The sequence below is a fragment of the Microbacterium sp. NPDC057944 genome, from assembly GCF_042887445.1.
GTDB lineage: Bacteria > Actinomycetota > Actinomycetes > Actinomycetales > Microbacteriaceae > Microbacterium > Microbacterium natoriense.
Genome location: NZ_JBHVPJ010000001.1, coordinates 1,926,348 through 1,939,471 on the forward strand (window position 1 = coordinate 1,926,348; position 13,124 = coordinate 1,939,471).

A 13,124-nucleotide genomic window follows, 5' to 3' on the forward strand; every position below is an offset into this window, starting at 1 on the left:
CGTCGGCGCGGGGATGAGCGGATGCCGGGGCGCGGCTGAGCGGATGCCGGGCGGGGCGCGAAGTCCCTCGAGGGGGAGCCCCGAGTGTCCGTGGTACGCCGTAGGCTGGTCTGGTGACTACAGCCCTCTATCGCCGCTACCGGCCCGAGTCGTTCGGCGAGATGATCGGGCAGTCCCAGGTGACCGATCCGCTGATGACCGCGCTGCGCGGCGACAGAGTCGGCCACGCCTATCTCTTCTCCGGTCCTCGCGGCTGCGGCAAGACGACGTCGGCCCGCATCCTGGCGCGGTGCCTGAACTGCGCCGAGGGCCCGACCGACGTCCCCTGCGGGAAGTGCCCGAGCTGCATCGAGCTGTCGCGCGCGGGCGGCGGATCCCTCGACGTCGTCGAGATCGACGCGGCGAGCCACAACGGTGTCGACGATGCGCGCGATCTGCGCGAGCGCGCGACGTTCGCACCGAGCCGCGACCGGTACAAGATCTTCATCCTCGACGAGGCGCACATGGTGACGCCGCAGGGCTTCAACGCCCTGCTCAAGCTCGTCGAGGAGCCTCCGGAGCACGTCAAGTTCATCTTCGCCACGACCGAGCCCGAGAAGGTGCTCGGCACGATCCGTTCGCGTACGCACCACTACCCGTTCCGGCTCGTTCCGCCCGCGGCGATGCTGGAGTACGTCGAGAAGCTGTGCACCGAGGAGGGCGTCGTCGTCGAGCAGGGAGTCCTCCCGCTCGTCGTGCGCGCCGGAGGCGGATCGCCCCGTGACACGCTCTCGCTGCTCGATCAGCTGATCGCCGGTTCCGACTCGCCCGCCGGCTCGGAGACCGTGACCGTCGCGTATGAGCGCGCCGTGGCTCTCCTCGGCTACACGCACGCGACCGTGCTCGATGAGATCGTCGACGCGCTCGCTGCGGGTGACGCGGCCGCCGCGTTCCCGGCGATCGACAAGGTCGTGCAGACCGGGCAGGATCCGCGTCGATTCGTCGACGACCTTCTCGAGCGGCTGCGCGACCTGATCGTGATCGCCGCCGTCGGCGCGGGTGCCTCCGCGGTGCTGCGCGGCATCGCCGCCGATGAGCTGGACCGCATGCGCGAGCAGGCGGCCTCCTTCGGCTCGGCTCGTCTCTCGCGCACCGCCGACATCGTGAGCGCCGCTCTCGACGACATGTCCGGCGCGACGTCCCCTCGGCTGCATCTCGAGCTCCTGGTCGCCCGCGTGCTCGCCGGGGGAGGCGCGGATGCCGCGGCACCCGCACCCGTCTCCGCCGCTGCTCGCCCCGCGGCGGCCCCTGCGTCCGCGGCGGCTCCGGCCCCTGCGTCCGCGGCTTCCGCTCCTGCAGCCTCCGCTCCTGCCGCCTCCGCCCCTGCTTCCGCTGCTCCGGCTCCGGCTCCTGCGGCTCCCGCATCAGCTCCGGCAGCCCCCGCACCGGCGGCTCCAGCGGCACAGACGCCGGCCGTCCCGCCGACGCCTGCGCCCGCGGTCGCCCCGCGAGGGAGCGGAGCGGGCGAGACAGAGCGCGGTGAGATCTCCGCGGACTCGGCTGCTCAGCCGGCGCCGGATTCCCCGTCGACGTCTGAGGCTCCCGCCGCGGCATCCGCTCCGGCGCCGTCCGGCCCGGTCACCTTCGAGCGCATCTCGGGGTCGTGGTCGGCCGTCCTCAAGCGTCTCGAAGACATCAGCCGCACGTCCTGGCTGCTCGCCACCGCGGTGCAGCCGCTCGCGTTCGACACCGCGAGTGAGGTGCTGACTCTCGGCTTCACGAGTCAGCATGACGTCCAGAAGTTCAAGGGGACGGTTCCGGGTTCCGGTCCGTCCGACCATCTGCGCACGGCGATCGAGCAGGAGCTCGGGGTGACGGTCAAGTACCGCCCGGCCCCCATGCCCGCGGGGGGTGCGCCGCGACGGCCCGCGGCCGCCTCGTCGCCCTCTTCTCCGTCCGGCGATGCGCCCGCTTCGGAGCCTGCGTCAGCGGGGTCACCCCGTCCGCAGGTCCGCAGTGATTCCGCCGGTCCCGTCACGGAGTGGGCCGTCGCGTCGATCCCGTCGGCCGGCGGGCAGGGGGTGGCCGCGGGCGGAGGGGCGGAGACGCCAGTTCCCGCAGCATCGACGTCGCCGGTGCCGGTGCCGGTGCCGGTGACCGGGGCTTCGGTTCACGCTGCGTCGACTCCGGCTACTCCTTCTCCGTCCGCGCCGGGATCGACGGCAGCCGCTGCCCCGTCCGCGCCCGCGACGTCGGTCTCCTCATCGCCGACCGCGGCATCGCCGGTGTCCGTCGATGAGCCCCCGCTGCCCGATGAGCCGCCGTATTACGACGACGAGCCGCCTTACGACCCCGCCTACGAACCGGCGATGTCGAGCGCTCCGCCGCGGCGCCCCGAGCAGAGCGCACCGGCGCCGACAGCGGCATCCGCTGCTCCCGAACCCCGGCGCTCCGCGCCGGCGCCCGTCGTCACCGAGCGCACCCCCGCCGGGGGAGTGCAGCGCTACGGCGAGGCCGTGATCCGCCAGGTGCTCGGCGCGACGTTCGTGCGCGAAGAGCCCTACGAGCCCCCGACGAGGTTCTCCTGATGTACGACGGCATCGTCCAAGAGCTGATCGACGAGTTCGGGCGGCTTCCGGGCATCGGCCCCAAATCCGCTCAGCGCATCGCGTTCCACATCCTGCAGACGCCGACGTTCGATGTCGCGCGCCTTGCGGAACTGCTCACCGAGATCCGCGTGCGGGTGCGGTTCTGCGAGATCTGCGGCAACGTGTCCGAGCAGGACCGCTGCGCGATCTGCCGCGACCCCCGCCGCAACCCGGCCCTGATCTGCGTGGTCGAAGACGCGAAGGACGTGGCGGCGATCGAGCGCACCCGCGAGTTCCGGGGGCTGTACCACGTGCTCGGCGGAGCGATCAGCCCGATCGCCGGCATCGGCCCCGACGACCTGCGCATCGCGCAGCTGATGACCCGCCTCGCCGACGGCACGGTCCAGGAGGTCATCCTCGCGACCAACCCGAACCTCGAGGGCGAGGCCACGGCGAGCTACCTCAGCCGTCTCCTCACCACGATGCAGATCACGGTCTCGCGACTGGCCTCCGGGCTCCCGGTCGGCGGCGACCTCGAGTACGCCGACGAGGTCACCCTCGGACGCGCCTTCGAGGGCCGGCGCGTCCTGTGAACGCCCACACCGGCTTCACCCGCCGGGGGTGGCTGCTCTTCGCGGCGATGTGCCTCCTGTGGGGCGTGCCGTACCTGTTCATCAGCGTCGCTGTCGAGTCCATCTCGCCGCCGGCCATCGTCGCCGGACGCACCCTCATCGCGGCGCTCCTCCTGCTGCCGTTCGCGATCCGCTCCGGCGCGCTCAGAGCCGCTCTCAAGATGTGGCCGTGGGTGCTCGCCTTCGGTCTCGTCGAGATGGCCGGCCCCTTCCTGTTGCTGGGGCATGCCGAGATGACGCTGCCGTCGGGCATGACCGGGCTGCTCGTCGCCACGGTGCCGCTGTTCGCGGCTCTGATCGCCCTCGGCGGCGGCGACCGCGGCGTGCTGCGTCCCGCTCGCGCGATCGGTCTCGTCGTCGGCTTCATCGGCGTCGCGATCGTCGTCGCAGGACCCGGCCTGTTCGGCGGGCACGTGAGTCTGCTGGCGGCCGGCGAAGTGCTGCTCGTCGCGGTGCTCTACGCGATCGCGCCGTTCATCGTGGCGCGCAAGCTCGGCGATGTGCCGTCGATCGGCACCATCACCCTCTCTCTTCTGATGATCGGCGTCCTCTACCTGCCGATCGCGCTGCTCACCCAGCACCGGATGCCGACCCTCCCGTCGATCGGGGCGCTGATCGCCCTCGCGGTCATCTGCACCGCGGTGGCGTTCCTCGCCTTCTTCGCCCTGATCCGTGAGGTCGGCCCGGTGCGCGCTCCGCTGTTCACCTACGTCAATCCGGTCGTGGCGATCATCCTGGGCGCCATCGTCCTCTCCGAGCCGCTGACGCTCGGACTCGTGATCGGCTTCCCGTTGATCATCGCCGGATGCTGGTTCGCCGGCACGGGCGGCCGACTCCGCCCAGCGGCATCCGCTCCTGCGGCATCCGCTCCCGCTCCGCTGCCGCCCGCGCCCTGACCCCGGCTTCCGTCCCGTCGTGGACGCGACGTCGGACACCGGTCCGTCTCGGAGTCTTTCCGTGGGCATGACTTCGGATGCCGGTCTGTCTCGGAGTCCTTCCGCGGGCACAACGTCGGATGCCGGTCCGTCTCGGTGTCCTTCCGTGGGCATGACTTCGGATGCCGGTCTGTCTCGGAGTCCTTCCGCGGGCACAACTTCGGATGCCGCGAACGAAACGCCGTGTCATCGGTGCCCCTGCCCGGTGTGTCGCCTCCGGTCTCCGAAGTTGTGTCCGGTGTGTCGTCCCTGGTCTCCGAGGTTGTGTCCGGTGTGTCGTCCCTGGTCTCCGAAGTTGTGCTCGGTGCGTCGCCCCTGGTCTCCGAAGTTGTGCCCGCGTGCGAACCTTCGTCGCCCCTGGTCTCCGAAGTTGTGCCCGCGTGCGAACCTTCGCCGCCTCGCCTCGAGCCCGGCCTCGTCACATGCGCGTCGGCGCATACGGGGTCTCCGTAGAATGGGCGTGGGCGGATCCGCCCGACATCCCAGGGAGTGAACGTGGCCCTCATCGTGCAGAAGTACGGCGGCTCCTCTGTCGCCGACGCAGAGAGCATCAAGCGCGTCGCCAAGCGCATCGTCGACACGCGTCGCGCGGGGCACGACGTGGTCGTCGCCGTCAGCGCGATGGGCGACACCACCGACGAGCTGCTCGATCTCGCCAACGAGGTCGCGCCGATCCCAGCGCCCCGCGAGCTCGACATGCTGCTGTCCAGCGGTGAGCGCATCTCGATGGCGCTGCTGGCCATGGCCATCCACTCGATGGGCTTCGAGGCGCGGTCGTTCACCGGCAGCCAGGCGGGCATGATCACCGATTCGCAGCACGGCGCCGCCCGCATCGTCGACGTCACCCCCGTGCGGCTGCGCGAGGCTCTCGACGAGGGCGCGATCGTGATCGTCGCCGGCTTCCAGGGCTTCAACCGCGACACCCGTGACATCACCACTCTCGGCCGCGGCGGCTCCGACACCACGGCCGTCGCCCTCGCGGCGGCGCTCGACGCCGACGTGTGCGAGATCTACAGCGACGTGGACGGCATCTTCACCGCCGACCCCCGCGTCATCCCGAAGGCACAGAAGCTCGACCACATCACCAGCGAGGAGATGCTCGAGCTCGCCGCGAACGGCGCCAAGGTGCTCTACATCCGCGCCGTCGAGTACGCACGCCGCCACGGCGTCCTGATCCACGCCCGTTCGACGTTCTCGTCGTCCGAGGGCACCTACGTTCTGGGCGAGGGCATGAAGAACCCCCGCGAATCCGAGGGAGCAGACATGGAAGAGCCGATCGTCGCCGGAGTCGCCACCGACTTCAGCCAGGCCAAGATCACCGTCGCCGGTGTGCCGGACGTTCCCGGCAAGGCCGCCGAGATCTTCAAGATCGTCGCCAAGTCGGGCGCGAACGTCGACATGATCGTCCAGAACGTCTCCGCGACCGGGCGCACCGACATCTCCTTCACCGTGCCCAAGGCGGATGCCGCCGCGGCGCTCAAGGCCCTGGCGGGCGACCAGACCGAGGTCGGCTTCCAGAACCTCATCCACGACGACCAGATCGGCAAGCTCTCGGTCGTCGGGGCGGGCATGCGCACGCACTCGGGTGTCTCGGCGACGCTCTTCGAGGCGCTGTCGGCCGGCGGCATCAACATCGAGATGATCTCGACCTCCGAGATCCGCATCTCGGTCGTGCTGCGCGACACCGACCTCGCCGAGGCCGCGCGCACCGTGCACACGGCCTACGGACTCGACGGCGATGCCGAGGCCACGGTCCACGCCGGCACCGGTCGCTGAGACACCGCTCGCACGCAATCGCCGGGCCGTCGGCATCCTGACATCGACGGTGTGAAAACCGCCACGACGACCTGGGCGAGTTCCCCGCCGCGGTAGACTCGCGGAAACCCTGACATCGGCGCCAGGCGCGGCATCCGCATCCCGACGCTGCGCCTCGCGCTTCGCACGCAGTACGTACGACGCCAAGGAACATCATGACCCGCATCTCCGACTCAGGACTCTCCGTCGCCATCGTGGGCGCCACCGGCCAGGTGGGCACCGTGATGCGCGAGATTCTTGCCGAGAGGTCCTTCCCGATTCGCGAGCTGCGGCTGTTCTCGTCGTCGCGATCGGCGGGCACGGCCATCGAGTTCGGCGGAGCGACCGTCATCGTCGAAGACGTGGAGACCGCGGATGCCGCGGGCATCGACATCGCACTCTTCTCGGCCGGCGCGACCGCCAGCCGCGCCTACGCCCCGCGCTTCGCCGAGGCCGGTGCCGTGGTCGTCGACAACTCCAGCGCTTGGCGCAACGACCCCGAGGTGCCCCTCGTGGTGAGCGAGGTCAACCCGCACGCGATCGACGAGCGCCCCAAGGGCATCATCGCGAACCCGAACTGCACCACGATGGCCGCGATGCCGGTGCTGAAGGTGCTGGATGCCGAGGCGGGTCTCGAGCGCCTCATCGTCTCGACCTACCAGGCGGTGTCCGGATCCGGCCTCGCCGGAGCGCAGGAGCTGCTCGGCCAGGTCGAGGGCGTGCTCGCCCAGGGCGACACCCTCCGTCTCGTGCACGACGGCTCCGCGGTCGACTTCCCGCAGCCGGAGAAGTACGTGGCGCCCATCGCCTTCGACGTCATCCCGTTCGCCGGCAGCCTCGTCGACGACGGCGACAACGAGACCGACGAGGAGAAGAAGCTCCGCAACGAGAGCCGCAAGATCCTCGAGCTCCCCGACCTCCGCGTCGCGGGAACCTGCGTGCGCGTCCCCGTGTTCACCGGGCACTCGCTCTCCATCCACGTCGAGTTCGCGCGGGACATCACCCCTGCGCGCGCGACCGAGGTCCTCGCGGCGGCGCCCGGCGTCGTGCTCGAAGAGGTCCCCACTCCGCTGTACGCGGCGGGCAAGGACCCGAGCTTCGTCGGCCGCATCCGCGCCGATCAGTCGGCGCCCGAGGGCAAGGGTCTCGTGCTGTTCATCAGCAACGACAACCTCCGCAAGGGCGCGGCGCTGAACGCGGTGCAGATCGCCGAGGTCCTCGCCGAGCGACTGAGCGTCGCGGCGTCATAGCCCGAGAGCATCCTGGCCATGCGGATCCGGTCTGACCGGCCGGTCCGTGTGGTCAGCCGGGTCGTGCCCGCGAACTAGACTGTTCTGGTGACCGAAACCGTCGATGTCGTCTTGATCGGTGGTGGCATCATGAGCGCCACCCTGGGTACCCTGCTGCACCAGCTGCAGCCGGATTGGAAGATCGTCGCCTTCGAGCGACTCTCCGATGTGGCGCAGGAGTCGTCCAACCCCTGGAACAACGCCGGCACCGGTCACGCGGCGCTCTGCGAGCTGAACTACATGCCGCAGACGCCCGGTCAGCCTCTCGACCCGGCCAAGGCCGTCTCGATCAACGAGCAGTTCCAGCAGAGCCGTCAGTTCTGGTCGTCCCTCGTCGAGAAGGGCGTCCTGGACGCGCCGAAGACGTTCATCAACGCGACCCCGCACATGACGTTCGTGCGTGGCGAGAAGGACGTGGCGTACCTGAAGGACCGGTACGAGGTCCTCAAGAAGCAGCCGCTGTTCGACGGCATCGAGTACAGCGAGGACTCCCGGGTCATCAACAAGTGGGCGCCCCTGCTCATGCAGCAGCGCCGCAAGGGCGAGCCGTTCGCGGCGACCCGTGTGCCCGCAGGCACCGACGTCGACTTCGGCGCGCTCACCCACCAGCTCTTCGATCACCTCACCGCCTCGGGCGTCGACCTGCGTCTCAACCACGAGGTCAAGAGCCTGAAGAAGCAGAAGGACGGCGGCTGGCTGCTCGGCTACCGCAATACCCTCGGCCACACCCCGAACCAGATCAAGGCGCGCTTCGTCTTCGTCGGCGCCGGCGGCTGGGCTCTCAAGCTGCTGCAGCGCTCCGGCATCCCCGAGATCAAGGGCTACGGCGTCTTCCCGATCGGCGGCCAGTTCCTCAAGACCTCCAACCCGAAGGTCGTCGCGCAGCACCAGGCGAAGGTGTACTCGCAGGCATCCGTCGGCGCCCCGCCGATGTCCGTGCCGCACCTCGACACGCGTGTCGTCGACGGCGAGGCCTCCCTGATGTTCGGCCCGTTCGCGACCTTCAGCCCCAAGTTCCTCAAGCAGGGCTCGATGCTCGACATCGTCACCCAGGTGCGCACGCACAACCTCTGGCCGATGCTGCGGGTCGCCTTCGCGAATCCCGACCTGATCACGTATCTGGTGAGCGAGCTGCTGAAGAACCACCGCAAGAAGGTCGAGAGCCTCCGCACCTTCATGCCCACGGCGAAGGACGAGGACTGGACCCTCATCGACGCCGGTCAGCGCGCTCAGGTGATGAAGAAGGACGCCAAGAAGGGCGGGATCCTGCAGTTCGGCACCGAGGTCGTCTCCGCGGCCGACGGGTCGATCGCGGGTCTGCTCGGCGCCTCGCCCGGCGCGTCCACGGCCGTGCCGATCATGCTCGACCTGCTCAAGAAGTGCTTCCCCGAGGAGTACCCGAGCTGGGAGCCGGAGCTGCGTGCCCTCATCCCGACGTTCGGCGAGAAGCTGAACGAGGATGCCGCCGCTGCCGAGAGGTCCACGGCGGCGACCGCCGAGGTCCTCGGCATCAACGCGTAGTCGCATTGTGGCGAAGCTCTACTTCCGCTACGGCGCGATGAACTCGGGCAAGTCCACCTCGCTGCTCCAGGCCGCGTACAACTACGAGGAGCGCGGCCAGCACGTGCTGCTCGCGAAGCCAGCGATCGACACCAAGGGCGCCTCCGAGATCTCCAGTCGCCTCGGCATGACGCGTGAGGTCGACTTCCTCGTCGGCGCCGACGACGACGCCCGGGCCCTGTTCGCCGCGCATAACCGCGACAGGGACATCGCCTGCCTCCTGGTCGACGAGGCGCAGTTCCTCACGCCGGCGCAGATCGACGACCTGTTCCGGATCGCGATCGAAGACGGCATCCCGGTGATCGCCTACGGCATCCGCAACGACTTCCTCACGCACGCCTTCCCCGGCTCTGCTCGTCTACTGGCGATCTCGCACTCGCTGGAGGAGCTCAAGACGATCTGCCGCTGCGGACGCAAGGCGGTGTTCAACGGCCGCGTCGTCGGCGGCCGTTTCGTGTTCGACGGCGATCAGGTCGCGATCGACGAGGGCGCCGAAGGTGAGATCGCGCCCGAGGTCACGACGTACGAGTCGCTGTGCGGCGCCTGCTACCTCCAGGAGTCCGGAGGACGCCTGGGCTGACCGGGGCCCACGCCGTCTGACCCGGGCGTATGCCGGGCCGACGCGGGCCTGTGTCGAGCTGTCGGGGTGTATGCCTGGGCTGACGCCCGCTCTGCTCTGCTCTGCTCTGCTCTGCTCTGCTCTGCTCTGCCCTGTTCCGCATCGTGCGCCTCGGTCGCGCCGAGCTCGCGTGATCTCGTCCTCGCGTTCACAACTCCTCATAGACGGCAGCACTCCTGCGCGTGACGGCGCGACAGCGTGCGATTCGCGCGTTCTTTGAGGAGTTGTGAACGTCGCTTGCGTGGTCTGACCACACGCGTTACTGTGGTCAGACCACACACTCGATCTCGGGAGGACGGATGCCGGAGCAGCCGCGCGCCTGGCGCCTCGTGCTGGAGCACGTCGAGCGCGACCTCCTCGACGGTCGACTCGGCCCCGGCGACCGCCTCGCGTCGGAGCGGGATCTCTCTGCCGATCTCGGCGTCGGCCGATCCAGCGTCCGCGAAGCGCTGCGGGTGCTGGAGGTCATGGGACTGATCCGCACGGCGACGGGCTCCGGGCCCCAGTCCGGCGCGATCGTCATCGCCACGCCGTCCGGCGGGCTGTCGACGCTGCTGAGGCTGCAGGTGGCCGCCCACGGCTTTCCGATCGACGATGTCGTGCAGACGCGACTCGTGCTGGAGGCTGCGGTCGTCACGGCACTCGCCGCCGCGCCCGACCGTGATACGGAGGCCGCGCACCGCGTTCTCGAGGCGATGGATGCCGACGGCCTCACCGCCGAGGAGTTCCTCGCCCTCGACGCGCAGCTGCACCTCGCTCTCGCCGAGGCAAGCGGGAACTCCGTGATCGCCGCCATGATGGCCGGACTCCGCACGTCGATCGAGTCGTACGTGCTGGAGGGGTCGGCATCCATCGGCGAGTGGAGCGCGATGGTCGACCGGCTGCGCGCCGAGCACCGCGCGATCGTGAACGCGATCGACGGGGGAGAGGCGGATGCCGCCCGCGCCCTGGTGCACGCGCACATCGCCGGCTACTACGAACACGTTCTGGGCCGCTGAGGCCCCCGACCGAAGGAGCACCATGGTCCAGCGCCAGGTCCCCAACCCCGTGGAGCTGCTCGAACTGATGAAGTTCAAGAAGCCCGAGTTGAACGGGAAGAAGCGGCGGCTCGACGCCGCGCTCACGATCGACGATCTGCGCACGATCGCGAAGCGGCGCACGCCCAAGGCCGCCTTCGACTACACGGACGGCGCGGCGGAGGGGGAGCTGTCGCTCTCGCGCGCGCGCCAGGCGTTCCAGGACGTCGAGTTCCACCCCGGCATCCTTCGTCCCGCACCCGACGTCGACACGTCCGTCGACATCCTCGGCGGCCCCTCGGCGCTTCCCTTCGGCATCGCGCCGACCGGGTTCACGCGTCTGATGCAGACCGAGGGCGAGATCGCGGGTGCCGGTGCGGCTGCCGCGGCCGGCATCCCGTTCACGCTGTCGACCCTCGGCACCACGTCGATCGAGGGCGTCAAGGCGGCGAATCCGCACGGGCGCAACTGGTTCCAGCTGTACGTGATGCGCGACCGCGAGATCTCCTACGAGCTCACCCGCCGGGCCGCAGCAGCCGGCTTCGACACCCTGCACTTCACGGTCGACACCCCAGTCGCGGGCGCTCGTCTGCGTGACAAGCGCAACGGCTTCAGCATTCCGCCGCAGCTGACCCTCGGCACCATCGTCAACGCGATCCCGCGGCCGTGGTGGTGGTACGACTTCCTCACGACCCCCAAACTCGAGTTCGCCTCGCTCAGCACCACGGGCGGCACCGTCGGCGAGCTGCTGGACGCGGCGATGGACCCGACGATCAGCTACGAAGACCTCGCCGTGATCCGCGACCTGTGGCCCGGCCGGATCGTCATCAAGGGCGTGCAGAACGTCGAGGACTCCGTGCGGCTGAAGGATGCGGGCGTCGACGGCATCGTGCTCTCGAACCACGGCGGTCGCCAGCTCGACCGCGCGCCGATTCCGTTCCACCTGCTGCCGTCGGTGCGCGAGGCCGTGGGCGACGACTTCACGGTCATGATCGACACCGGCATCATGAACGGCGCCGACATCGTGGCTTCCGTGGCGCTGGGGGCCGACTTCACGCTCATCGGGCGCGCCTACCTCTACGGTCTGATGGCGGGCGGTCGCGCCGGCGTCGATCGCACGATCGCGATCCTGCGCAGCGAGATCGAGCGGACCATGCGGCTGCTCGGCGTCTCGTCGCTCGCGGAGCTGGAGCCCGCGCACATCACGCAGCTCACCCGCCTGGTCCCCGTCTCCCGCGCAGCCGTCGAGGCGAACGCTCGCTGACCGTCACCGGTCGTCGAGCGACCCGCGCGAGATGACACGCGCTGTTGCCGACGCTCGTCCTCAGAGCGTCGGCAGCAGGGCGTCGAGCTTGTCGGCCGTGTCCTCCCAGCCGTCGACGGCCACGGACGGCACGCCGAGGGCCAGCACGGGGTAGTCGTTGCCGCCCTCGTCGAGACGGTCGCCGTAGAAGAGCATGGCGGCCAGGGGGATGCCGGTGTGCTCGACGAGCTGCAGCATCCCGTAGGCCTTGTCGATGCCCGCGCGGGTGATGTCGATCGAGGTCGAGCCGCCGGCGCGCACCTCCAGTCCGGGCAGGCGGGCGGCCACGGCGTCGCGCAGGGCGAGGCGCTTCGCGCCGCTGGGGTCCCAGTCGTGCTTGGCGTCGCGCGGAGCCTTCTGCCCGAGGGCGGAGAAGGTGATCTGCGAGCCGCGGTCCTCCAGGATCTCGCCCCACGGCTCCGGCTCCCACAGGCTCAGCCGTTCGGCCTCCTCGCGCAGCGCCGTCAGCGCGGCGGACTTCTCGTCGTCGGTGAGGTCGTGCGCGTAGGCGGCGGTGAAGCGGGTGCCGTCGTAGCGCAGGTAGCGGGTGCCGCACGTGGGCAGCAGGTGCAGGCGCGCGAGGTCGGCGGGATCCGCATCGACCAGCTGCGCGATCACCTGGCTGCGGAACTGCTCTTCGTTGCCGCCGGAGATGATGGCGACGTCGACGCGACGCAGCAGCGCGAGGAGGAGATCGGCGATGCGAGGGCTGATGGCACCCTTCGACGGTGCGAGCGTGTCATCGAGGTCGAAGGCGACGAGGGCAGGCGAGGTCATGATGCTTCCAGGGTAGACGGACGTGCGGAGACGCGTGACGGGAACGCCCAGCTGCTCAGCAGACAGAGCGCGACGCCAATCGTGGCGCCGATCGAGTTCGCGATGACGTCGTTGATCGACGGGTCGCGGTTCGGCAGGGCGAGGAGCTGTGTGAGCTCGATGGCGATGGATGCTGCGGGGCCGACGGCGAGCGCGAGCCAGCGCGCGCGGCGGGGGAGGAACACGTAGGCGACGATCCCCACGGGGATGAACACCAGGACGTTGGCTGCGACCTCGAGGGTCGTGAAGTCGAGCGAGGTCCAGCCCAGCCGGTGGACGGCACCGAGGACCAGGTCGAGCACGTTCGGGATCGACTGCTCCACACGGCGGGGAGTGAGCGCCAGGAACCCGATGAGGGCGAGGAAGGGGATGCCGATCACGAGGGTCGTGATGCGCGCGATGCGGCGCCGTCGTGTACTCACGTGCGTTCCCCCTCGCGTGTGTGCCGTACAGAGAAGGCCGCCCCTGAGGGCGGCCTTCCGGTGTTACTGGTCGGGGTGACAGGATTTGAACCTGCGACCTCTTCGTCCCGAACGAAGCGCGCTACCAAGCTGCGCCACACCCCGTTTTGCAACCCTCCGAGTCTACAAGAG

11 protein-coding genes and 1 tRNA gene are annotated in these 13,124 nt (G+C 69.7%); 9 read left to right on the forward strand and 3 right to left on the reverse strand.

Going from position 1 to position 13,124, the window contains the following annotated elements:
• Positions 1 to 113 precede the first annotated feature (113 nt).
• From ACFVRO_RS08780 to ACFVRO_RS08820, 9 genes are all read left to right on the forward strand, one after another.
• The gene (locus ACFVRO_RS08780; protein ID WP_386951402.1) at positions 114 to 2,567 is read left to right on the forward strand and encodes a DNA polymerase III subunit gamma and tau; all 2,454 of its coding nucleotides are present in this window, start codon (positions 114 to 116) and stop codon (positions 2,565 to 2,567) included.
• Positions 2,567 to 3,160: a recombination mediator RecR gene (gene recR, locus ACFVRO_RS08785; RefSeq protein ID WP_341941499.1), complete on the forward strand. Its 594-nt coding sequence runs from the start codon at positions 2,567 to 2,569 to the stop codon at positions 3,158 to 3,160. Before ACFVRO_RS08780 ends, recR begins: the two co-directional genes overlap by 1 nt.
• Positions 3,157 to 4,095 carry a DMT family transporter gene (locus ACFVRO_RS08790; RefSeq protein ID WP_386951404.1) on the forward strand — a complete coding sequence of 313 codons (939 nt, stop codon included), beginning with the start codon at positions 3,157 to 3,159 and terminating at the stop codon, positions 4,093 to 4,095. Before recR ends, ACFVRO_RS08790 begins: the two co-directional genes overlap by 4 nt.
• A gap of 534 nt (positions 4,096 to 4,629) precedes the next feature.
• Positions 4,630 to 5,910 carry an aspartate kinase gene (locus tag ACFVRO_RS08795; protein WP_105674171.1) on the forward strand — a complete coding sequence of 427 codons (1,281 nt, stop codon included), beginning with the start codon at positions 4,630 to 4,632 and terminating at the stop codon, positions 5,908 to 5,910.
• A gap of 194 nt (positions 5,911 to 6,104) precedes the next feature.
• Positions 6,105 to 7,178 carry an aspartate-semialdehyde dehydrogenase gene (locus ACFVRO_RS08800; RefSeq protein ID WP_105674105.1) on the forward strand — a complete coding sequence of 358 codons (1,074 nt, stop codon included), beginning with the start codon at positions 6,105 to 6,107 and terminating at the stop codon, positions 7,176 to 7,178.
• Positions 7,179 to 7,265: 87 nt separating this feature from the next.
• The gene (locus tag ACFVRO_RS08805; RefSeq protein WP_386951407.1) at positions 7,266 to 8,738 is read left to right on the forward strand and encodes a malate:quinone oxidoreductase; all 1,473 of its coding nucleotides are present in this window, start codon (positions 7,266 to 7,268) and stop codon (positions 8,736 to 8,738) included.
• A gap of 7 nt (positions 8,739 to 8,745) precedes the next feature.
• Positions 8,746 to 9,357 (forward strand): thymidine kinase, encoded by a 612-nt coding sequence (locus ACFVRO_RS08810; protein ID WP_341941504.1) that lies wholly within the window; start codon positions 8,746 to 8,748, stop codon positions 9,355 to 9,357.
• A 338-nt stretch (positions 9,358 to 9,695) separates the two neighbouring features.
• Complete coding sequence (locus tag ACFVRO_RS08815; RefSeq protein WP_386951408.1) at positions 9,696 to 10,394, forward strand: FadR/GntR family transcriptional regulator; 699 nt, start codon at positions 9,696 to 9,698, stop codon at positions 10,392 to 10,394.
• Positions 10,395 to 10,416: 22 nt separating this feature from the next.
• Positions 10,417 to 11,676, forward strand: coding sequence for an alpha-hydroxy-acid oxidizing protein (locus ACFVRO_RS08820; protein WP_386951411.1), 1,260 nt, complete (start codon positions 10,417 to 10,419; stop codon positions 11,674 to 11,676).
• 60 nt (positions 11,677 to 11,736) lie between these two features.
• Here ACFVRO_RS08820 and ACFVRO_RS08825 read toward each other — a convergent pair whose 3' ends face one another.
• The 3 genes from ACFVRO_RS08825 to ACFVRO_RS08835 all read right to left on the reverse strand — a co-directional run bounded on the left by ACFVRO_RS08825 (position 11,737) and on the right by ACFVRO_RS08835 (position 13,097).
• A complete protein-coding gene (locus ACFVRO_RS08825) occupies positions 11,737 to 12,492 on the reverse strand; it encodes an HAD-IIB family hydrolase (RefSeq protein WP_386951413.1) in 756 nt (251 codons plus the stop codon).
• Positions 12,489 to 12,953: a VanZ family protein gene (locus tag ACFVRO_RS08830; protein WP_223586029.1), complete on the reverse strand. Its 465-nt coding sequence runs from the start codon at positions 12,951 to 12,953 to the stop codon at positions 12,489 to 12,491. Before ACFVRO_RS08830 ends, ACFVRO_RS08825 begins: the two co-directional genes overlap by 4 nt.
• Positions 12,954 to 13,020: 67 nt before the next feature.
• Positions 13,021 to 13,097, reverse strand: a tRNA-Pro gene (locus tag ACFVRO_RS08835).
• Positions 13,098 to 13,124 lie beyond the last annotated feature (27 nt).